This window comes from Chloroflexota bacterium (assembly GCA_013152435.1).
In the GTDB taxonomy this organism is placed as follows: Bacteria; Chloroflexota; Anaerolineae; order DUEN01; family DUEN01; genus DUEN01.
This window is the reverse complement of record JAADGJ010000133.1, coordinates 26,746-47,127: the sequence shown is the minus strand read 5'-3', so window position 1 is coordinate 47,127 and position 20,382 is coordinate 26,746. Positions and strand designations below refer to the sequence as shown.

The window sequence follows — 20,382 nt, the reverse complement described above, 5'->3', positions numbered from 1 at the left end:
ATCACGTCCACCTGCAGATGCGTCGCCTCCCCCAACCGCATGATCACGCCTTCCCCAAACCGCTTCTGCAGGTTCGCCAAGGTCGTGTCCAGAGCTTTCCGACGTCCGGCTTCCATCCGCTCGTTCCTCCGCTGAAACTTTCTCTTCCCTAAAATTTGTGCGACCTGGTCTCTCCAAGAGAGAAAGTACAGATACTGGCGATTTTAGTTTACACCATCCGAGGGGAAAAATCAAGTTGTTTGTGCATACCAGCGTGCGGCCTCCGCAGGAGATGTACTCTCTGATGGAGGGTGGGCTTTTGAGGGGGATGGGAGGCCGGGCCGCACCCACTCCGACGTCGGGCCGGCTCCGTTCCCGCCCCGCTACGGCTCGGAGGGCGAGGTGACCAGCTCGCTGAGGGATACCAGCCGAAATCCTCGCTCGCGCAGCGTCCGGATGGCCCGTCGAACCGCCGGCGGGTTGAAGTTGTGGCTGGTGTGCAGGTAGAAGATCACGCCCGGGGCCGCGTGATCCACCAGATTACGATATACTGAGTTCTCATCGGCGTTGGGCTCCCAGTCCTGCGCGCCGAAGGTCCATATCACCGTGGTGTACCCCAGCCGATACGCCACCTCTCGGACCAGCGCGTTGCGCAGCCCGTAGGGCGGGCGGAAGAACGGCTTCGTGCTGCGCCCGGTGAGCTTCCAGACGAGGGCTTCCGTGTCCCGGATCTCCCGTTCGATCCCAGCCTCATCCAGGGTCCGCATGTCCGGATGGCTCCAGGAGTGATTGCCCAGCTCGTGGCCGGCCGCCGCGATGCGTTTCGTGGCTTCGGGATGATACTGGACCCACTCCCCTTGCAGGAAGAAGGTGGTGCGGTAGCCTTCCTCCTCTAATACGGCGAGGAGCTCGTCCAGGATGCGGGGATCGCCTTCCACGTCGAATCCGATGTGGACCATTCGGCCCTCGCGGCGGCCGATCAGGATCTCCTCCGGGCTGGGGGTGGGGAGGGGTGCTTCGCTCCCCCCGGCGGAGGGCGTCGAGACACGGCTGGGTGTGGGAATCGACGTGGGGGTGGAGTGCTCCTCGGTGGGCGGGAGGGGCTTCCGGGTGGCGGTCGCTGCGGATGGCGATGGCGATGTGGCGCGTGGTCGCATCGCTGTGGAGGTTCGCTGCGGCGTCGAGGTGAATGTCGCCGTGGGGCGGGGCGTCTCCGCGCCCGTTGGAATGGCGGGCTCATAGGTGCGCGGCGACGCCCGGCATCCGGCCAGCATCCAGACGAGGAGGAGGATCGATGGCCAGAAGAGGGGCCGGGTCATTCGTCGAACAGCTCCCCGACGGAGATGCCCTCGTGGATGCGCCGAATCACCTCGCCCAGCAGGGGGGCGATGGAGAGCACGGTCACGCAGCCGCCCAGGCGCTCCATCTTCTCCGGAGGGATTGGCACGGTGTTGGTGACCACCAGCTCCGTCAGGTTGCTCTCGCGAATGCGGTCCGCGGCGGACCCGGACAGGATCGGGTGCGTGGCGCAGGCGTACACCTGTTGGGCGCCGCGCTCCCACAGGAAGTGGACGGCGCGGGAGAGCGTCCCAGCCGTGTCGATCTCGTCATCCACGATGATGACCGGACGCCCGCGCACGTCGCCGATCAGGCTGAACATGGCCGTGGATGAGCCGTCCAGTGTCCGGCGCTTCTCGATGATGGCCAGAGAGGCGTTCAGCCGTTCGGCGAAATTTCGGGCTCTCCGGGCGGCCCCGATATCCGGGGCGACGACGGTGAGGCTGGGGAGCTTCTTCCCGGCGAAATAGTCTACAAACATGTGCAACGCGGTGAGCTCGTCCACCGGAATCGTGAAGAACCCCTGGATCTGCTGGGCGTGCAGGTCGACGGAGAGGAAGCGATCGGCCCCGGCGACGGTGATCAGATCGGCCAGCAGCCGGGCGGTGATGGGGACCCGGGGTTGATCTTTCTTGTCCGTTCGCCCGTAGGCGTAATAGGGGATGACGGCGGTGATGCGTCCGGCCGAATCACGCCGGAGGCAGTCGATCATGATGAGCAGCTCCATGATGTTCTTGTTCACAGGCGAGCAGGTGGGTTGGATCAGGAATACGTCCTTCCCTCGCACGCTCTGATGGAGCTTGCAGAAGATGTTCTCGTTGGGAAACTGGAAGACGTCCGCGGACGTCGGCTGGATGCCCAGGTACCGGCAGATCTCCTGTGCGAGAGGCTCGTTGGCGGTGCCGCTGATAATGGTCAGTTCACCGTACATGCGATCCATCTTGTGCTCTCCGGGTTATGGGTGGTCATCGCGCGTGTTGCAAGATGCGTATGTGGCTTGAGACGGCGTTGCCCCCGGATCGACGCCGTACTATACCGGGCCGCCATATAGGGAGGGAATGCAGGTCGTCTGTGGAAGGGAGGAAGTCGCTTCATGCGAGAATTTGTGGGGTGTTTATAAGGGAGGTTTTCACCTCGTGTTTCCTTCGTCTGGCTCGGCCATTGAGGATCAGCCAACGGTTCCCTCATCCGTTCGCATCGTCGCTGTCAGCAGCGCCACAGCTGCGCTGTAGGGGTCGAGGGCGCGCGCTACGATCTGCTGCAGGTGCGTCTCCACGAGGTGGCGAGGTAGCCTCGTCATCAACAGCGCCATCAGCTCATCGCGCAGGATCTCCCGAAGGGTGAGTTCCACGCGCGTGCGCTCCCTTTCGTGCCAACGGCCGCTCTCCTGAAGGTATGCGGCGTGTCGTTCCACCGCGTCCACCAGCCCCGAGATGCCCTCTTGTGCGGTGGCCACCGTGCGGAGGATGGGGGGACGCCATCCCGGCGAGGGTGGTTTCAGGGGTTCGATGCTCATGAAGCGGCCGTGATGGGAGACTTGTTCCCCAGCCTCCAGGGCCATCCGCAGGGCTGACTCGGTGCGCTCCACGCCGTCCCGATCCGCCTTGTTGATGACCAGGACGTCGGCGATCTCCAGAACGCCGGCTTTGATGGCCTGGACCTCGTCGCCCATGCCGGGTGCCTGCACGACGATGGTGGTGTGGGCCGTCCGGGCGATGTCGACCTCCGCCTGTCCCACGCCCACCGTCTCCACCAGGATCCTCTGGTAGCCCGCCGCGTCCAGCGCCATGATGACCTCGGATGTGGCGCGGGCCAGTCCCCCCAGGTGGCCGCGTGTGGCCATGCTCCGGATGAACACGCCCGGGTCCCCTGCCAGATCGCGCATGCGCACGCGGTCGCCCAGGAGCGCCCCGCCGGTGAAGGGGCTGGTGGGATCGACCGCGATGATGCCCACGGCCTGGTTGCGCTCCCGATACGCGCGTGCCATCGCGCTGACGAGAGTGGATTTGCCGGAGCCGGGAGCGCCGGTCACGCCGACGATATGGGCGTGGCCGGTGTGCGCGTAGAGCCGCTGCAGGATGGACCGGGCCTCAGGGTCACCGTTCTCGATCAGGGTGATCGTCCGGGCCAGCGCCCGTCGGTCCCCCGCCAGCAAGCGATCGGCGATATCCATTTCGCTATGCCTCAGTCGGTGCCTTCACCGCGCGATGGACGAAGTCGATGATCTCTTGTAGAGGAGTTCCGGGGCCGAATACGGCATGGATTCCGGCGGCCTCCAGGGCCGCCTTGTCTTCCTCCGGGATGATCCCGCCGACGAGCACGATGATGTCGTCCATACCCTGCTGTCGCAGCAGCTCCACAACGCGAGGGCATAGCGTCATGTGGGCGCCGGAGAGGATGCTCAACCCGACGACATCCACGTCCTCCTGCAGGGCGGCCTCGGCGATCATCTCCGGGGTTTGTCGGATGCCCGTGTAGATGACCTCCATCCCCGCGTCGCGTAGCGCCCGCGCTACCACCTTAGCGCCGCGGTCGTGGCCGTCCAGGCCGGGTTTGGCGATTAGGACTCGGATCTTGCGGTCGGACATAGGGTCTCCCATCGGAAATCGGTGTGACATGATTATAAGATGAAGTGAGAGAAGCCGTCAAGCTGCCTTTCTTACAAGGTAGTGGATCCTGATTCATCGGTGATCCTGATCCGTTGAGCTTCCTTCTGCGTGCTTCACAGGGGGAGGTGTGGAGGGGGCCCCTCCACAGAAATCCTACTTTCCCAGCTTGTCTGCCTTTCTCGGCCCTTTCCGCGAGGATCTGGGCCGAGGCCGGGCAGGTCGGAGGCGGGAGAAAGGCTTCTTCCGGAAGGGCGAGCGCGAGGCGGAAGCAAGCCGGGTTCCTGCGCGCTTCTCCTGATGGGGATGACCCGCAGGGCTTTTTCAAAGTCAGTGATGGAAATCGGGGTGGTAGGAACACCCCGCGTGTCGCCCGATGCAAGACATTCTCCTGATCATCGACCGAGGGAAAACAGCCCTCATCCCCCAACCCCCCTTCTCCCGAGCCCGGGAGAAGGGGGCTCAACGGTGGGTGGTGGGGGAAACCGAGAAGACGCGTATACAGACACGACACCTTGCCTCGCCCCTGCAGGCGCCATGTATGCCAATATGGACGTTGGCCTTTGAAAAGGCCCTAGGATGACCCGAGGGTCATTTTGACAGAAGCGATGGGCTGCGCTATAAAGGGGCGTAAGCGTTCGCTTTGCTGTGGCAAGAGACGATGATGATGTGGCCCCGCCAGGCGGGGCCTTTCTGTGCGTGCTTTCGACGCGATCCTTTCGATTGCGCGCAAGGGGGGATGAGATGGGGGTAAACGTCAGACGCCTGCTGGTGGGAAGCCCCTTGGAGACCAGTCAGGCGGTTCACGAGCGGCTGACCAAGGTCAAGGCGTTGGCGGTATTCTCCAGTGATGCCCTCTCCTCCGTCGCGTACGCGACGGAGGAGATCCTGTTGGTGTTGGTGTTGGCCGGAACAGGGGCGCTGGCTTTGTCATGGCCCATCGCGTTGGCCATCGCCGCGCTGCTCACCATTGTGGCCACATCCTACTACCAGGGGATTCACGCGTATCCCTCCGGCGGCGGCGCGTACATCATCTCTAAGGAAAACCTGGGCATCATGTTCGGGCTGGTGGCCGGGGCGGCTTTGCTGATCGATTACGTGCTCACCGTCGCGGTGAGCGTGTCCGCGGGGGTCGCCGCCATCACCTCCGCCGTTCCGGCCCTGTACGATCACCGGGTCGGCCTGGGCGTCTTCTTCATCATGCTCATCACGTGGGGGAATCTGCGCGGCGTGCGGGAGTCCGGGACCATTTTCGCCATCCCCACATACCTGTTCATCGTCAGCTTTCTGATGATGATCGGCACCGGGCTGGCCAAGGCCGTCACCGGGCATGTCTCCCCGCCCCCGGTGCGGGAGACGGTGCAGCCGGTCCAGGCGCTGACGATGTTCCTGGTCCTGCGAGCCTTCTCCTCCGGGTGCACGGCGCTGACGGGCATCGAGGCGATCAGCAACGGCGTGATGGCCTTCGAGCCGCCCGAGGATCGCAACGCCAGCCATACGCTGGCGGCCATGGCGGTGCTCCTGGTCACCATGTTCCTGGGCATCACCTGGCTGGCCCGGGCGTATGGGATCGTCCCGGTGGAGGGGGAGACGGTTGTCTCGCAGCTTGCCCGAACGATATTTGGGAATGGAAGCCCGCTCTACTATCTGATTCAGGCCACCACGGCCTTCATCCTGGTCCTGGCCGCCAACACGAGCTTCAACGGGTTCCCGCGCCTGGCCTCCCTGATGGCTGTGGACCGTTTCCTCCCGAGACAGCTGGCGAACCTGGGAGACCGGCTGGTCTTCTCCAACGGGATCCTGATCCTGGGAGGGGTGGCGGCGTTGCTGTTGGCCCTCTTCCGGGGGAGCACACACGCGCTGATCCCCTTGTACGCGGTAGGCGTCTTCCTTTCGTTCACCCTGGCCCAGGCCGGGTTGGTGCGTCATAGCCTGCGGCTGCGCGAGCCGGGTTGGCAGCGAGACGTCGTGATCAATGGCATTGGCGCCGTCGCCACCGGCGTCGTCCTGGTGGTGATCGCCGCGACCAAGTTCGCGCACGGTGCCTGGATCGTGGTCTTGCTCATCCCGCTGATGGTGCGGGTGTTCCTGGCCATTCGCCACCATTACGATTTGGTGCGCCGACAGCTTTCCATCAAGACGCCGGACCTGCCGCTTCCGCAACCGGTACGCCGCCACCGGGTGATCGTGCCCATCTCCGGGGTACATCGGGGCACGCTGAAGGCGCTTCACTATGCCCAGTCGGTCTCGGACGATGTCACGGCCGTCATGGTGGATGTAGAGCCGGAGCGCACGGAGCGCGTGCGTGAGCGTTGGAATCAGTTGAACACCCCGGTGCCTCTGGTCGTGCTCCCATCTCCTTACCGCTCTGTGCAGGGGCCCTTGCTGTCCTATATCGACCAGGTGAGCGCCTCCCTGGAGAAGGGGGATGCGCTGACGATCGTGTTGCCGGAGTTCGTCCCCCGACGTTCGTGGCATTATCTGTTGCACAACCAAACGGCGCTCATGCTCAAGGCGGCCTTGCTCTACCGGCGCACGGAGCACAACGAGATCATCGTCGATGTGCCCTACTATCTTTATGAATAGGGCATTTGCCTGTGAGGAGTAGCGTGGCCCGTCCGTGCGGAATCGCTTGGGCGTTGGCGGATTTGCGTGGAAACGCGAGACATGGAGACCCCAGAGGGAGGAGGGAATTCTCCGCGGTCCCCGATAGTGGATCGTCGTGCGCCGTCGGCGGCTGAGCCGGGGCTTTCCTCTTTCCGGAGAGGGCCTCCGGGATATGACTTACGGCAGGGAGAAGCGCTCCCCCTTCTCGGGGATCTCGATCTCCTGTGCGCCTTCCTGATGCAGGGCGTAGGCGAGGGACTGTGCGGCTTCCAGCTCGCCGTGTACCAGGAAGATGCGCGGTGAGCCCTGCTGAAGGGCGGGGCGCACCCAATCGATCAGCTCGTCCTGGTCCGCGTGCGCGCTGTACCCATCGATCCTCTCGATGCGAGCGCGCACGTCGTATTCCTCCCCGAAGATGCGGACCTTCTTCCATCCGTCGATCAGGCGGCGTCCCAGGGTATGCTCCGCCTGGAATCCCACGAACAGCACCGTGTTGTTGGGGCTTTCGATGTTGTTCTTCAGATGGTGCAGGATGCGCCCGGATTCGCACATCCCCGAAGCGCTGATGATCACGGCGGAGTCTCGCAGGAAGTTCAATGCCTTGGATTGCTCGACGTCGCGAATATAGCGAAGCCGGTAGAAGCCGAAGGGATCCTTCCGCTGGTACTCGGTCAGGAAGGTTCGCGTCTCCTCATCGTAGCATTCGGGGTGTAGACGGAAGATCTCCGTCACGTTGACCGCCAGCGGGCTGTCCACATAGATAGGAAGCGAGGGGATCTTCTGCTCCACCGTCAATTGGTGGAGCTCGTATACGATCTCCTGTGTGCGTCCCACGGCGAAGGCGGGGATGATCACCTTGCCGCGTCGTTGGAAGGCGTCGTTGATGACCCGCCGCAGGGTCGCTCGCGCCTCGGCGCGACTCTCGTGGTGGCGGCCCCCATAGGTGCTTTCCATGATGATGTAATCGGCCGGGGGCGCCGGGGTGGGGTCTCGCAGGATGTCCAGTCCCTTGCGTCCGACGTCGCCGGAGAAGAGCAGGCGACGTGACTTCCCGTTCTCCGTGATCTCCAGCAGGACCATGGCGGAGCCCAGGATGTGTCCGGCGTCGAGGAAGGTCGCCTGAACGCCGGGCGCGACCAAGAACGGTCGGTTGTAGCTCAGGCTGATGAAGTAGGGCAGCGCCTTGGTGGCATCCTCCCGGGTGTACAGCGGCTCCACCGGCGGCAGTCCTCGTCGTGCGCGCCGCTTGTTGACGTACTCCACATCCTTCTCCTGGATATGGCCGCTGTCCTGCAACATAGCCGCACACAGATCCCGCGTGGCCGGCGTGGTCCAGATGTTGCCCCGGAACCCCTGCTTGACCAGGTTGGGGATATTGCCGGAGTGGTCGATATGGGCGTGGGAGAGGATCAGGACGTCGATCTCGGACGGTTTGAAGGGGAAGTTCAGGTTGCGCTCGTATGTCTCCGCACGACGTCCCTGGAATAGCCCACAGTCCAACAGGATGCGCGCCCCGTTGACCTCTAGCAGATGCATGGATCCGGTTACGGTGCGCGCTGCCCCGAGAAAGGTCAATCTCACGGGATCACCTCACGAGTATCGCGATAGCACATCTAGGATCTCTTCTCCGTAGGTGTGGAGCTTCCACGGGCTCAGCAGGCCAAGTTGCTCCATCTCTTTGAGGGAGTGCGGGTTCTCCCGGGCGAGGCGAAGCAGAACTCCGTTGGTCAGGACCATGTCGGGGTCCACGCCCCGCTGAGCGGCCTTTTGGGTGCGCCAGGAGCGCAGCGCCTCATATCGGGCCATCGTGATCGCGTCCGGGCGGGCGTTCCCGTTGGACGTGCGCGGGGGAGGAGTGGGAGTAGGCGCCCGCTGCCCGCGTCGGATGGCGGATAGGAGCGCCCCGCCGCAGCGATTCCGGAGCACGGCGGCGACACCCGGGAGACGGCTCAGGGCCTTTAGCGTGGTCGGTTGTCGCTCCGCGAGCATCACCAGGGTGCGATCCGTCAGGACCTTGAAGGGAGGACGGTCCATCCGGCGGGCGCACTCCTCTCTCCAGAGGTAGAGCTCTCGCAGGACCGCCAACTGGTGGCCGGTGAGATCCCGCGCGCCGCCGATCCGCCAGAAGCCGTCCGGGTCGAACGGCTTCTCCGTGTACTCGATGTGTGGCAGGGCGGCGAACGCATCCTGTGCCTCCTCCCAGCGGCCCCGGGCCACCAATTCCCGATAGAGGAGATCGCGCAGGGGGAGCAGATAATGGGTGTCCAGGCGGGCGTAGGCCAGCTGCTCCGGGCTCAGCGGACGCTTGCCCCAGTTGGTGCGTTGCATGCGTTTGTCCAGATGCACGCCCAGATGGTCCTCCAGGAGGGCAGCCAGGCCCACGCGCGGCCAGCCCAGAATGCGGGCGGCGATCATGGTGTCGAAGAGGTGATGGAAGTGGAACCCGTAATCCCGTTTGAGCATCAGGATGTCGTTATCAGCCGCGTGGAACACCTTCTCGATGTGCGGATCCGCGAATAGCGTCTCCAGGGGGCGGAGATCCTCCAGGGCCAGCGGATCGACCAGGTAGTCGACGTCCGGGATGGAGAACTGGATCAGGCATACCTTATAATGGTAGGCGAACAGGCTATCCGCCTCGGTGTCCACGGCCACGATCGGCTCTGCCTGCAGCCGGTCGAGCATCTCGGCCAGCTCTGTGGCGGTCCGGACCAATTTGGGGGGTGGTAGCTCATGGGAAACGTGAGGGGAGGAGGCCCGTGTGTCGCTGCGATGGCCGTGTCGAGAGCTCACAGCCAACCCCTCCGCCGGAAGACCCACAACATGACCAGGGCGGTTGCTGCCATCATCCCCAGGATGAGGAAGAACGCCCAGGGATAAGTGGCGAGCGGCAGGATGACGTTCATCCCGTAGATGCCGGAGAGGAGCGTCAGCGGGAGCATGATGACGGAGATCACCGTGAGCGTCCGCATGACCTCGTTGATCCGGTATGAGGTGACGGAATCCGATGTGTCCGCCAGGCCCTCGATGACCTCGCTATAGTTCTCCAGGATGTCCCAGGCCCTCCGGAAGGCGTCGGCGACGTCGCCCCAGTATACCTCCAGGTCCTCCTGTAGGAACGGACGCTCCCCTTTCTCCAGCGCGACGACCACGGACAGTTGGGGCCGGATCACACGGCGCATGGCGATGATGTCCCGTCGCACAAAGGAGATGCGCTGTACGATCTCTCGCACGTTCTCGGTGAACATATCCTCTTCGATCTGGCGCAGGTGACCGCCGATCTTGTTCAGCATAGGGAAGAGGGAGTCGACCAGGATGTCCAGGATCGAGTAGAGCAGATGGCCGGCGCCCTTGCCCATATAGCGTTGGCGGACTTCCTCATCCTCCTGGCATCGGTCGAAGAGCTGGATCAGCGGCTTCAGGACGCCGTCGTGAATGGTGATGAGGTAATTCGCCCCGATGAAGAAATCGACCTCGCTGGGACGCGTGACCTGGCGCTGGCGGTCGAATAAGGGAAAATGCATGACGAGGAAAAGGTAATCCTCGTATTCGTCGATCTTTGGATGTTCAACCCGGCTCAGGCAGTCTTCCAGATCGAGGGGATGGAAGGAGTAGTGGGCGCGTAGATACTGAACATCTTCCTCCGTCGGATGTCGAATGTCTACCCAGGTGACCTGGCCGTGTGTAACGGTCGCGATCGTCACGCCAGGCACCTCCCGCGTTAGGTGATCGAGATCGAGTGGTGGTCAAACATGATGTCATTATGCCGCTGGTCGATGAAGATGTCAAACGTTCTGCCGGCGTGCAGGGGCTTCGGCCGTGTTATATGATGTCGGACGGGGCTGCCTCTCGTCTCGGCGGCATCTTGATCCCCAATTGCGGACAGTGAAACGGGATGTGACATCTTGTGTGGCGGCGTGTGGTTTTGCCTGTCATGCCCCGTAAGCGAACTGTAAGCTAATGCGGGTTGACGAAAGGCCGTCTAATAAATTAAACTATGCAACGGAGTGGGGCATATCTGCCAAATTCCTAATTCCTAAGAACGTAGCTGAGCCGTCAAGCGAGCTTAGGAGGAGGGACGATGTGGGGCCTACAGCTGACGGCGCAGATCACGCGTTTCGTCTGCGTGGTGATCATCAGCGTCGTCACCGGCATCGTGGTCTCAACACTGCTGGCAGCGCTGGCATGGCGGGGCGGGTACAATGCGGACCTCGTTTTCAATGTAACGGGGCTGCTGTCCACCGGCTTGGCCTTTATCAGCCTCTGGCGATGGGATGAGACGCGATAGCGCCATCAACGGGTTGAGACCGGCCGCGAAATCCTCATCCACACGGGTGGGGATTTCTGCTATTTTGCGGGGGGGACGGCACGATGTGTGCGCGTGACGGTGTGCGGGGGACACGGCCGGGGAGGACCTGGCGGGTGTTTCTCTCGCGTGCGTGGCCCTCGATGATCCCGGTCAGGCGCCGCGTGAGCCCATGGGAGGGAGGCCTGAGGGAATATTTATGACCGGCATCATATGAAAAAAGCGAAGTGCTCACTAATATGGTTCCGTAAGCAAGGACCGTGGGAAACGGTGTGGGGCGGCTGGGCTATCGGTCCCTGGCCTATCCGCCTTTCCTTGTCCCAGGCGGTGGATGCCGAACGCCAAGTAGGTGAACATGAGCGTGGGGAACCGAGATCACCATATTTCTGATGATGCCGGCCGCAAGGGTGATAAGAAGCAGCGCAAATGTGTTGCGGATATCATGACTCCCAATCCGGTGACGGTGGCTCCTAACAATGCGATCGACACCGCGATCTCCCTGATGCGGGCGGGCGGCTTCCGCCGCTTGCCCGTCGTGGAAAACGGCCGCTTGGTGGGGATCGTCACCGCCCGGGATCTGCGCCTCGCCTCCAATGCTCCCTCGATCGTCCGTGAGCGTTGGTATAACAACTACATCCTCCAGCACATCGCTGTGGGCGATTACATGACTCCTGATCCCATCACCATCGCCCCGGATAGCCCCATCGCCGAGGCGGCTCGTCTGATGCGGGACCACAAGATCAGCGGGCTCCCCGTGGTGGAAGAGGGCCGGTTGGTGGGGATCGTGACGCAGACGGACCTCTTAAACTTTCTCCTGGATCTCCTGGAAGAGGAAGAAACGGTCGTCACCTGAGCGAACGCGACCTGATCCTCAATCGGGAGGTCATTCGCGACGGCGATTTGCGTTCGGGTTCACCGGTCGGTATCGTATTCGCGCGAGGGCCGCGCGGCGCGGGCCAGCGAGAGTGGATCCTCTCACGGGCTTCTCACATTTCCCCCTCCTTTCGGACTCACGATCTTGTCGCTGAGGGTATCTGATCGGGGTCCCGACCCGCTGAAGAGGACGATTGAGGCGAGGCGTGCTTTGTGTTAGAATAGCGATACCCGGAGCCTGGGGAGGCTGTCTGCTATGCAGAATACGTTGGTGCGAGACCTGATGAGTTGCCCACCCATCGTTATCGATCCCGACGCCTCGTTGGCCGAGGCGGAGGCGCTGATGGAGGCGAAGGGGGTGCGCCGGCTGCCGGTCATCGATGCGAAAGGGCGTTTGGTCGGTATCGTCAGTTATGGCGATATCCGGGAGGGGATGAGCGCCAGCGCCACCCAGAACCCATACGCGCCGGAGGCGCAGGAGCAGTGGCTGACCGTCTCGGACGTGATGAGCGCGAACGTGGTCACGGTGACGCCGGACACCCCTCTGTGGAAAGTAGCGAATCTCATGTTGGAACACAAGATCGGCGGTTTGCCGGTGGTGGACGGCGGTCAGGTGATCGGCATGATCACCGAGTCGGATATCTTTAAGTTGGTTGTGCAACAGTGGCGAACCGGGTCGGATCTCTCCCCCTCGAATTGATCCTCGCTTTGCGAACCCTCGCATGAGAGAAAACGAGAGGACGTTCCTCAGATCGGTCATCAATTGTGCGCCTTGTGGCTTCGAAGTATAATGCTGCCCATGGACGGTGTGGTGGGTGGTAGCGGGCATGACGCGCGAGAGCTGGAGACATGGAACCTGGTGAGCTGGGCTCCGGGGGACACGGCCGCGTTCGGCGCGCTGTTGGCGACCCTGGTGCAGCCGGGTGATGTGATCGCCCTGATGGGTGACCTCGGCGCTGGCAAGACGACGCTGGTGCAGGGCCTCGCCCGCGGGTTGGGGATCACCCAGCCGGTGACCAGCCCCACCTTCATCCTCATGAACGAGTATCCCTCGGCGCCGCCTCTCTATCACGTCGACTGTTATCGCCTGACGGATGCCGCTGCCGAGGCGGTGGAGATCGGCCTGGAGGAGGTCCTGTATGGCGATGGCGTCTGCGTGATCGAGTGGGCGGATCGGCTTCTGGCGTTGCTGCCTCCAGAGCGCCTGGAGGTGAAGTTGATCTGGCTGGACCCTCGCGAGCGTCGGCTGGAGGTCACGGGGCGGGGCCAGCGGTATGTCTCCCTGATCCGTGCCCTGAGGCAGGAATGGCATCGTTCCCAAGGACGTGAACATGGCTGAGAGTGTCCCTGCGGCTTCCCTTTTGCTGGCTCTGGACACGGCGACGGACCTGGCCAGCATCGCTTTGTATGATGGCTGGCGCGTGATCGCCGAGCATAGCTGGCACTCCAATCGGCGGCACACCGTTGAGCTGGCCCCCAACGTGGATGCGCTGCTCCGGCAGGCTGGCGTGAAGCCTTCCCTGGTGGCAGGCGTGGCGGTGGCGTTGGGGCCGGGGTCCTTCACCGGCCTTCGCGTTGCGCTCAGCTTCGCTAAGGGACTCACCCTGGCCACCGAGGCGGCGCTGTTGGGGATCCCGACCCTGGATGTCGTCGCGTACCCTCATCGATGGCAGCCCCTGCCGGTGTGTGCCGTGATCCAGGCCGGGCGTGGGCGCTTGTGCTGGGCGCTATATCGGCATGGTCCGGACGGGTGGGGACCTGTCTCGGGATATCGCTTGAGCGAGGTGGAGGCCGTCGCGAGGGAGATCGAGGGTCCGACGCTGTTCAGCGGGGAGCTGTTGCCCCGAAATGCGGCGCTGCTGCAGGACCTGTTAGGCGATCGATTCCGGCTGGCGCCTCCGGCCATGCGCTTGCGGCGAGCGGGCATCCTGGCCGAGCTGGGCTGGGCGCGTTACCAGGCCGGGGATGTGGACGACCCGGCCGCGCTGAGCCCCATTTACCTGCACGAGCCGCCGCCTGGAAAGGCTCCATGAACGGATCGAAGGGAATCGAATCCGCCCTTCCCGTGGTCGTTACGTCGCTGCGCCTGGACGACCTGGACCATCTCATGGAGATCGAGCGTGTGAGCTTCCCTCTCCCCTGGCCGGAGAGCGCGTATCGCTATGAGCTGGCCCGCAACCCCTACGGATACTATCTGGCCCTTCGCCCGGTGCTCGCGCTCCTGCGGGATGCTCGGCTGCCCCCCTTGTTGGGATACGGCGGGTTTTGGCTATTGCATGACGAAGCGCACATCTGCACCATCGCCGTCCATCCCGACTATCGGGGCCGCGGCTTGGGGGAATGGTTGCTTCTGCACCTACTGGACCTGGCTAAGAAGGTGGGGGCGGATGTGGCCACATTGGAGGTGCGGGCGGGGAATGAGACGGCGCAGCGACTCTACCAGCGCACGGGCTTTCGCCAGGTGGGGATCCGTCCCCGATACTATCGGGACTCCGGCGAGGATGCCCTGATCATGACGACGCCCTCGCTATCCCTGGCCGAGATGCAGGCCCTTTTGAAGCGGCGCAGGGAGATCGTGGCGGAGCGATTGCGTACCTGGGGCCGGGAGCTGGCGCGGAGGGCCAGGGGATAGTCCGGCCTCTTGTGCCGTGAAGGGCGCATCGATTCCTCTTCTCTTCTCTCCATTTTATAGTCACAATAACTTGACATAGGGTAAAGAATCGCGGCATAGTTGACAAAGGCACAGGATTGCCGTATAATCAGCAGCCAGTTACCCCAACGATTGATGTCTCATCGCGACCCCTTGCTCTGGGACTTAGAAGTGGATACCCCCTGTTCGCATGCGAAGACGCGGCGACGTTCTCTTTTGCTCCGCGATCGGGGGGTGTTTTCTTATCGGAAGGTGTAGAAGCCCTCCTGGATCCCAAGATTGCCGCCAGGGAACTCTCTTTGCGTCACAATGGCTCATCCATTTTTACACAATGAAAGGAGGAGATGCGAAATGCGGTCCCGTTATCTACTCATCAGCATCGTCGCTTTGTTGGCACTCATCGTGTCGGCATGTGCGGCGCCGGCCGCGCCACCGCCCAAGGAGGAGGCTGCTCCGGCGGAGGAGTTCACCTATGAGGATGAGTGGGGCGTCGTCGTGATCCCCGCTGGTGAGCCCCTGCGCCTCGGGTTCGTGGCTGGCCTATCCGGCGCCGGCATCGACGTCCTGGGCCTCGATGAGAAGCGCGGCGCGGAGCTGGCCGTCAAGGACAAGGGAGAGGTGTTGGGCTTCCCCATCGAGCTCCAGGTCGAGGATGGGCAGTGCAATGCCGAGGGCGGCCAGACGGTGGCCAACAAGCTGGTGGCAGATCCGGAGATCGTCGCTGTTGTGGGGCACATGTGCTCCAGCTCCTGTATCCCGGCTGCTGACATCTATGACCAGAATCACTACAGCATGGTGTCTCCCTCTTGCACGGCCCCCAGCCTGACGGACCCCGCGACCCACAAGCCCATCTTCTTCCGGACGGCCTGGAATGACAAGATCCAGGGGCCGGCCGCGGCCAAGTTCGCGTACGATGTCCTGGGCGTCCGCAAGGTGGCGACCATCCATGATGGCAGCCCTTATGCGGAGCAGTTGGGCCAGGAGTTCGCCAAGGCGTTTGAGGCGCTGGGTGGTCAGATCGTCGCCCGCGAGGCCGTCAATGTGGGTGACACCGATATGCGCCCCGTCCTGACCCGGATCAAGGCGGAGGATCCCGACCTCATCTACTGGAGTGGCTTCGTCGCAGAGGGCGCCTATCTGGCGGTGCAGCGCGCCGACGTGGGCATGGAGGACGTCTACTTCATGGGCGCGGACGGGATCCGGGCGGATGCCTTCATCGAGGCCGCCGGGGATGCTGCTGAGGGCGTCTACGCCAGCGCGGCCAATCCGGGCGAGGCCGGCCCTGGCATGGAGGACTTCCTGAAGGCCTATAAGGAGGCCTATGGCGAGGATCCCATCGCCCCGTTCCATGCACACGCCTATGACGCCACCATGTTGATCCTGAACGCCATCGAGCAGGTCGCCAAGGTGGACCCGGAGGGCAATCTGCACATCGGCCGCAAGGCGCTGCGTGACGCCATCGCCAACACGAAGGGGTACCAGGGGCTGACCGGCACGCTGTCGTGCGATGAGAACGGCGACTGTGGCGTCGGCTCCGTCGCGATCTCCAAGGTAGAAAATGGCAAGTGGGTGGTGGTGTCCGACTGACGGGCCCACATCCCGCTTTAGCCGATAGTGCACGTGATTGGGATGAGGTAAGGGTGTGATGCCCTTGCCTCATCCCTTACTGACCATCTGTCTGAGGAGGATAGATGCAACGGATCCGGGTATGGCGGGTCTCAGCCACCGATTTGATCATCTGGGGCATCGGATTCCTGATCGGTGGAATCGCCCTGTGGGGTACAATCGCCACGTTGCGTGAGGGGCTTTATACCTCGAGTGACTGGGTCTCATTTCTCATCTTCGGGCTTGCGCAGGGCGCCGTCTATGCCCTCATCGCCCTCGGTTACACGTTGGTTTACGGTATCCTGTTCATGATCAATTTCGCCCATGGGGAGATCTTCATGGGCGGAGCGTATATCGGTTATTTCGTGGCGCGGGCCTTCGACGAGTCGGGATTTCTGGATAGCAATCCGATTCTGGCGTTGGCCATCATCTTCCTGGTCGCCATGAGCGTCTCCATCAGTATGGCCGTCGCGCTGGAGCGCATCGCGTATCGGCCGCTGCGACGTGCCCCCCGTCTGGTTCCCCTCATCACAGCCATCGGCGCCTCTCTGTTCCTTCAGTACAGCTTTCGTGGGCTCTTCGGCACGGGCATTAAGGTATACCCCGATGTGGAGATCCTGAAGGGCAGCTGGCAGATCGGCGGGGTGATGGTGTTGCGCATTCATGTGATCGTCTTCGTGTGTGCCGTGCTGATGATGGCGGGGCTGTACTGGCTGGTGCAGCGGACCAAGATGGGGAAAGCCATGCGCGCGGTGGCGGAGGACAAGGATGCCGCCGCTTTGATGGGGATCGATGTGGATCGCGTGATCGTGAACACCTTCATCGTGGGCGGCGCTCTGGCGGGCGCAGGCGGCGTGCTCTTCGCCCTGTATAACAAGCAGGTGATCCATACGATGGGGTTCATCCCGGGGATCAAGGCCTTTACCGCCGCCGTGCTGGGGGGGATCGGCAACATCCCCGGGGCGATGTTCGGGGGGCTGTTCCTGGGTATCTTCGAGTCCATCGGCCCACCCCTGTTCTTCACCGGGTTGGGCGTTCCCAGCCCCAATCAGTTGAAGGACGTCATCGCCTTCTCCATGCTGGTGTTGGTCCTCATCTTCCGACCTACGGGACTCCTCGGCGAGGTGCTGACGGAGAAGAAGGCGTAAATCAAATCTGTGAGAGCTAGGGAGTAAGATGACCGATTTCCGTCGCTCCGTTTTGCGGCCCAGCTTGAGGACGGGGCTTATTTTCGGCGGCGTTGCCTTGTTCCTGACGCTGGTGGGCATCATCGAGGTGTTCAGCGAGCGGGAGGTGATCGACGGCGTCGTCTCCATGAGCTACACGGTGTTGTGGCTGGTCATGGGGGGAGCCGGATATAGCGCCGCCGCTCGATATAAGGCGGAACGTCGCTATTTGCTCGGGGGTGTCAGCGGCGCCATCGCCGGGTTGGTCACGGCGGTCCTGCTAGGGATCCTGGTGGTCCTCGGAACCGCCGTGAACCTGCGCTCCGTGCTGGTGAACGCCACCCCGGCGTTGATGCGGCTGCTGACGTTTGGCCAATCCACCGGTGTGGGCGTGGTGCTCCTGTTGGCCGCCGGCGCGATCGTCGGCCTGTTGGGTGGGCTCTTGAAGATGGTGCCGGAGCGTGTGCGGCGGCCGTTGCTGACCGGGGTGGCCGGCGTGCTCGTGATCAGCGTGCTGCACGAGTTGATCGCCGTCCTGTTCAAGAGCCTGGGGTTCCCGCGAGGGTTCATCCGGTTCCTATTCGCCCGGAAGGGGCTGACGCCTGCCGGCGCGTTGATCAGCTTCGTGCTTTTGGCCTCGCTATCCGTTCTGTGGCCCATCGCGCGGAGCCGGGTCAACCAGCGAGTGAGCAGTCTGCCCCCGCGGCAGAGACGTTCCGTGCGGCTATTGACCTTCATCGCCCTGCTGGCCTTTCTGCTGTTCATCCCCGATCTCTTCCAGCTCTATTGGACGGACGTGATCGATAACGTGGGCCTGTTCATCCTGATGGGGCTGGGGTTGAACATCGTGGTGGGCTTTGCAGGGCTGCTGGATCTGGGATACGTGGCCTTCTTCGCCATCGGGGCGTACGTCACCGGGCTGCTGACCTCGCCTGCCTCCTCACTGGGGTGGGGGCTCTCCTTCTGGGTGGCCTGGCCTGTCGCCATGGTGGTGGGTGCCCTGGCGGGGGTGCTGTTGGGCATCCCCGTGCTGCGCATGCGCGGCGACTACCTGGCCATCGTCACCCTAGGATTCGGCGAGATCATCCGCGTGCTGGCCAACTCTGACCTTCTGAAGCCGTACATCGGGGGTGCCCAGGGGATCCTACAAATTCCCAAGCCCAGCATTGCAGGCATTCAGCTTATCACCTCGCAGCAGCTCTACTACCTGATCCTGCTCGGGTGTTTGGTGGCCATCTTCGTCTCCTGGCGGTTAAGCGACTCCCGGGTGGGGCGCGCCTGGATCGCCATGCGTGAGGACGAGGATGTGGCCCAGGCGATGGGCATCAACCTGATCAAGTACAAGCTGCTGGCGTTCGCCATCGGCGCCACCTTCTCGGCCATGAGCGGGGCCATCTTCGCCACCAAGCTCAGCTCCATCTTCCCGCACAGCTTCAACCTCCTCATCTCCATCAACGTGTTGAGCTTGATCATCGTGGGCGGGATGGCGAGCATCCCCGGCGTCATCGTGGGCGCGCTGATCCTGGTGGGCCTGCCGGAGGTGCTGCGTGAGTTCGCGGAGTATCGCCTGTTGATGTACGGGGCGTTGTTGGTGATCATGATGCTGGTGCGCCCCGAGGGCTTCTGGCCCGCGGCCAGGCGCCGCCTGGAGCTTCGCGAGGATGGACTGGAAATAGCGGGAGGCGAGACATAGCATGGCCTTGCTGACAGCGCGCAGAGTCACGAAACGGTTCGGCGGGCTCACTGCCGTCAGCGAGCTCGACTTCGAGATCGAGCCGCAGATGATCGCCAGCCTCATCGGCCCCAATGGCGCCGGGAAGACGACCTTCTTCAACTGCATCACCGGCTTCTACCGTCCGGAGGAGGGGACCATCCTGTTCAATGGCACCTCCCTGGTCGGGTTGGCTCCGGATCAGATCACCGCGCTGGGGATCGCCCGCACCTATCAGAATATCCGCCTTTTCGGCAGCATGACGGCCATCGAGAACGTGCTGGTGGGGCAGCATACCCGGCTTCATAGCGGCGTGTTGGGCGCCATCCTGCGCGATCGGCGCACCATGGAGGAGGAGCAGGAGGCCCTTCGCAAGGGATTGGAGTTGTTGGACTTCGTCGGGCTGCGGGGCAAGGGCGATATGCTGGCCAGGAATCTGCCCTATGGCGACCAGCGGCGGTTGGAGATCGCCCGTGCGCTGGCGTCCGATCCGAAGCTGTTGCTCCTGGACGAGCCCACGGCCGGCATGAACCCGCGGGAGACGGACGAACTGCGCCACTTTATCCGTCGGCTGCGCGATGAGCGGGGGTTGACCATCCTGCTCATCGAGCACGACATGCGCATGGTGATGGGCGTGTCGGATCGGGTGACGGTGCTGGACTACGGCGTCAAGATCGCGGAAGGGCAGCCGGAGGAGATCCAGAGGGATCCTCGCGTCATCGAGGCGTACCTGGGACGTGGCGCAGCCAACGCGCTATCGCAGGCGACATCTTCACAGGTTCAGGTGTAAGCCATGAGCGCAGCCGAAAGCATGCTCGAGGTCAAGGGCATTCACACATACTACGGGAACATCCAGGCACTCCGTGGGGTCTCCCTGAAGGTCAACCGCGGCGAGATCGTGACGTTGATCGGCAGCAACGGGGCGGGGAAGACGACCACGTTGAACACCATCTCCGGCATCCTGCAGCCTCGTGAGGGAGAGGTTTGGTTGCAGGGGGAGCGCATCGATCACCTCCCGCCGCATGAGATCGTGAAGAAGGGGATCTCGCAGGCGCCGGAGGGCCGCAAGATCTTCAGCCGGTTGACGGTCCAGGAGAACCTGGAGATGGGCGCGTACACCCGCAAGGATTCGGATGGTATCCGGGAGGATATGGAGCGAGTGTTTCAGATCTTCCCTCGCCTGCGGGAGCGGCGGCGTCAGATCGGGGGCACGCTGAGCGGTGGCGAGCAGCAGATGCTGGCGATCGGCCGGGCGTTGATGGCTCGCCCGAGGGTCCTGTTGTTGGACGAGCCGTCCATGGGGTTGGCCCCGTTGCTGGTCGAGGAGATCTTCAGCGTGATTCAGGAGATCAACCAGCAGGGGACCAGCATCCTGTTGGTGGAGCAGAACGCCCGGTTGGCGCTCTCCATCGCGCATCGCGGCTATGTCCTGGAGACCGGCAGCATCGTCCTGGAGGGGCCGGCAGACGATCTCCTCCACAATCCGCAGGTGATTGAGGCGTACCTGGGCGGACACTAACCCGTCCCCTGGCGCGGCGCCTCTT

20 protein-coding genes are annotated in these 20,382 nt (G+C 63.1%); 12 read left to right on the top strand and 8 right to left on the bottom strand.

What is annotated here, in order from left to right; genetic code table 11:
• From GXP39_18655 to GXP39_18635, 5 genes are all read right to left on the bottom strand, one after another.
• Positions 1–116: DNA recombination/repair protein RecA (locus tag GXP39_18655; protein NOZ30056.1), on the bottom strand; the 116-nt coding region annotated here is incomplete at its 3' end.
• A gap of 246 nt (positions 117–362) precedes the next feature.
• A complete protein-coding gene (locus GXP39_18650) occupies positions 363–1,298 on the bottom strand; it encodes a polysaccharide deacetylase family protein (protein NOZ30055.1) in 936 nt (311 codons plus the stop codon).
• Positions 1,295–2,257 (bottom strand): ribose-phosphate pyrophosphokinase, encoded by a 963-nt coding sequence (locus tag GXP39_18645; protein NOZ30054.1) that lies wholly within the window; start codon positions 2,255–2,257, stop codon positions 1,295–1,297. Before GXP39_18645 ends, GXP39_18650 begins: the two co-directional genes overlap by 4 nt.
• 228 nt (positions 2,258–2,485) lie before the next feature.
• Positions 2,486–3,490, bottom strand: coding sequence for a methylmalonyl Co-A mutase-associated GTPase MeaB (meaB, locus tag GXP39_18640; protein ID NOZ30053.1), 1,005 nt, complete (start codon positions 3,488–3,490; stop codon positions 2,486–2,488).
• A 4-nt stretch (positions 3,491–3,494) separates the two neighbouring features.
• Entirely contained in the window at positions 3,495–3,905 is a 411-nt protein-coding gene (locus tag GXP39_18635; GenBank protein ID NOZ30052.1) for a cobalamin B12-binding domain-containing protein, read from the bottom strand.
• Between the two features lie 762 nt (positions 3,906–4,667).
• Here GXP39_18635 and GXP39_18630 point away from each other — a divergent pair.
• The gene (locus GXP39_18630) at positions 4,668–6,509 is read left to right on the top strand and encodes an APC family permease (GenBank protein NOZ30051.1); all 1,842 of its coding nucleotides are present in this window, start codon (positions 4,668–4,670) and stop codon (positions 6,507–6,509) included.
• A 198-nt stretch (positions 6,510–6,707) separates the two neighbouring features.
• On the opposite strand, the gene GXP39_18625 is transcribed toward GXP39_18630, so the two are convergent.
• From GXP39_18625 to corA, 3 genes are read right to left on the bottom strand one after another with little or no spacing between them, the layout of a single operon-like run.
• The gene (locus GXP39_18625) at positions 6,708–8,111 is read right to left on the bottom strand and encodes an MBL fold metallo-hydrolase (protein NOZ30050.1); all 1,404 of its coding nucleotides are present in this window, start codon (positions 8,109–8,111) and stop codon (positions 6,708–6,710) included.
• 9 nt (positions 8,112–8,120) lie between these two features.
• Entirely contained in the window at positions 8,121–9,320 is a 1,200-nt protein-coding gene (locus GXP39_18620; protein NOZ30049.1) for a ribonuclease D, read from the bottom strand.
• Entirely contained in the window at positions 9,317–10,231 is a 915-nt protein-coding gene (corA, locus tag GXP39_18615; GenBank protein ID NOZ30048.1) for a magnesium/cobalt transporter CorA, read from the bottom strand. Before corA ends, GXP39_18620 begins: the two co-directional genes overlap by 4 nt.
• A gap of 377 nt (positions 10,232–10,608) precedes the next feature.
• Between corA and GXP39_18610 the strand changes: the two genes are divergently transcribed.
• The 11 genes from GXP39_18610 (at position 10,609) to GXP39_18560 (ending at position 20,357) form a co-directional block, all read left to right on the top strand.
• Positions 10,609–10,815 carry a hypothetical protein gene (locus GXP39_18610; GenBank protein NOZ30047.1) on the top strand — a complete coding sequence of 69 codons (207 nt, stop codon included), beginning with the start codon at positions 10,609–10,611 and terminating at the stop codon, positions 10,813–10,815.
• Positions 10,816–11,188: 373 nt separating this feature from the next.
• The gene (locus GXP39_18605) at positions 11,189–11,686 is read left to right on the top strand and encodes a CBS domain-containing protein (GenBank protein NOZ30046.1); all 498 of its coding nucleotides are present in this window, start codon (positions 11,189–11,191) and stop codon (positions 11,684–11,686) included.
• A gap of 303 nt (positions 11,687–11,989) precedes the next feature.
• A complete protein-coding gene (locus tag GXP39_18600; GenBank protein ID NOZ30045.1) occupies positions 11,990–12,406 on the top strand; it encodes a CBS domain-containing protein in 417 nt (138 codons plus the stop codon).
• Positions 12,407–12,505: 99 nt separating this feature from the next.
• On the top strand, positions 12,506–13,045 hold the full coding sequence (gene tsaE, locus GXP39_18595) for a tRNA (adenosine(37)-N6)-threonylcarbamoyltransferase complex ATPase subunit type 1 TsaE (protein NOZ30044.1): 540 nt from the start codon (positions 12,506–12,508) through the stop codon (positions 13,043–13,045).
• Positions 13,038–13,739 carry a tRNA (adenosine(37)-N6)-threonylcarbamoyltransferase complex dimerization subunit type 1 TsaB gene (tsaB, locus tag GXP39_18590; protein NOZ30043.1) on the top strand — a complete coding sequence of 234 codons (702 nt, stop codon included), beginning with the start codon at positions 13,038–13,040 and terminating at the stop codon, positions 13,737–13,739. The genes tsaE and tsaB overlap by 8 nt, the downstream gene beginning before the upstream one ends.
• The gene (rimI, locus tag GXP39_18585) at positions 13,736–14,338 is read left to right on the top strand and encodes a ribosomal protein S18-alanine N-acetyltransferase (GenBank protein ID NOZ30042.1); all 603 of its coding nucleotides are present in this window, start codon (positions 13,736–13,738) and stop codon (positions 14,336–14,338) included. Before tsaB ends, rimI begins: the two co-directional genes overlap by 4 nt.
• 369 nt (positions 14,339–14,707) lie before the next feature.
• Positions 14,708–15,943: a branched-chain amino acid ABC transporter substrate-binding protein gene (locus GXP39_18580; GenBank protein ID NOZ30041.1), complete on the top strand. Its 1,236-nt coding sequence runs from the start codon at positions 14,708–14,710 to the stop codon at positions 15,941–15,943.
• Between the two features lie 104 nt (positions 15,944–16,047).
• Complete coding sequence (locus tag GXP39_18575) at positions 16,048–17,109, top strand: branched-chain amino acid ABC transporter permease (protein NOZ30040.1); 1,062 nt, start codon at positions 16,048–16,050, stop codon at positions 17,107–17,109.
• A 28-nt stretch (positions 17,110–17,137) separates the two neighbouring features.
• A complete protein-coding gene (locus GXP39_18570; protein NOZ30039.1) occupies positions 17,138–18,820 on the top strand; it encodes a leucine/isoleucine/valine transporter permease subunit in 1,683 nt (560 codons plus the stop codon).
• A 1-nt stretch (position 18,821) separates the two neighbouring features.
• Entirely contained in the window at positions 18,822–19,628 is an 807-nt protein-coding gene (locus tag GXP39_18565) for an ABC transporter ATP-binding protein (protein NOZ30038.1), read from the top strand.
• 21 nt (positions 19,629–19,649) lie between these two features.
• A complete protein-coding gene (locus GXP39_18560; protein NOZ30037.1) occupies positions 19,650–20,357 on the top strand; it encodes an ABC transporter ATP-binding protein in 708 nt (235 codons plus the stop codon).
• Positions 20,358–20,382 lie beyond the last annotated feature (25 nt).

What these genes read in the sequence shown, in the direction of transcription:
- GXP39_18650 (NOZ30055.1), bottom strand. Translation starts at nt 1,298, where the DNA reads ATGACCCGGCCCCTCTTCTGGCCATCGATCCTCCTCCTCGTCTGGATG.
- GXP39_18645 (NOZ30054.1), bottom strand. Translation starts at nt 2,257, where the DNA reads ATGGATCGCATGTACGGTGAACTGACCATTATCAGCGGCACCGCCAAC.
- meaB (NOZ30053.1), bottom strand. Translation starts at nt 3,490, where the DNA reads ATGGATATCGCCGATCGCTTGCTGGCGGGGGACCGACGGGCGCTGGCC.
- GXP39_18635 (NOZ30052.1), bottom strand. Translation starts at nt 3,905, where the DNA reads ATGTCCGACCGCAAGATCCGAGTCCTAATCGCCAAACCCGGCCTGGAC.
- GXP39_18630 (NOZ30051.1), top strand. Translation starts at nt 4,668, where the DNA reads ATGGGGGTAAACGTCAGACGCCTGCTGGTGGGAAGCCCCTTGGAGACC.
- GXP39_18610 (NOZ30047.1), top strand. Translation starts at nt 10,609, where the DNA reads ATGTGGGGCCTACAGCTGACGGCGCAGATCACGCGTTTCGTCTGCGTG.
- GXP39_18605 (NOZ30046.1), top strand. Translation starts at nt 11,189, where the DNA reads ATGAGCGTGGGGAACCGAGATCACCATATTTCTGATGATGCCGGCCGC.
- GXP39_18600 (NOZ30045.1), top strand. Translation starts at nt 11,990, where the DNA reads ATGAGTTGCCCACCCATCGTTATCGATCCCGACGCCTCGTTGGCCGAG.
- tsaE (NOZ30044.1), top strand. Translation starts at nt 12,506, where the DNA reads ATGGACGGTGTGGTGGGTGGTAGCGGGCATGACGCGCGAGAGCTGGAG.
- tsaB (NOZ30043.1), top strand. Translation starts at nt 13,038, where the DNA reads ATGGCTGAGAGTGTCCCTGCGGCTTCCCTTTTGCTGGCTCTGGACACG.
- rimI (NOZ30042.1), top strand. Translation starts at nt 13,736, where the DNA reads ATGAACGGATCGAAGGGAATCGAATCCGCCCTTCCCGTGGTCGTTACG.
- GXP39_18580 (NOZ30041.1), top strand. Translation starts at nt 14,708, where the DNA reads ATGCGGTCCCGTTATCTACTCATCAGCATCGTCGCTTTGTTGGCACTC.
- GXP39_18575 (NOZ30040.1), top strand. Translation starts at nt 16,048, where the DNA reads ATGCAACGGATCCGGGTATGGCGGGTCTCAGCCACCGATTTGATCATC.
- GXP39_18570 (NOZ30039.1), top strand. Translation starts at nt 17,138, where the DNA reads ATGACCGATTTCCGTCGCTCCGTTTTGCGGCCCAGCTTGAGGACGGGG.
- GXP39_18565 (NOZ30038.1), top strand. Translation starts at nt 18,822, where the DNA reads ATGGCCTTGCTGACAGCGCGCAGAGTCACGAAACGGTTCGGCGGGCTC.
- GXP39_18560 (NOZ30037.1), top strand. Translation starts at nt 19,650, where the DNA reads ATGCTCGAGGTCAAGGGCATTCACACATACTACGGGAACATCCAGGCA.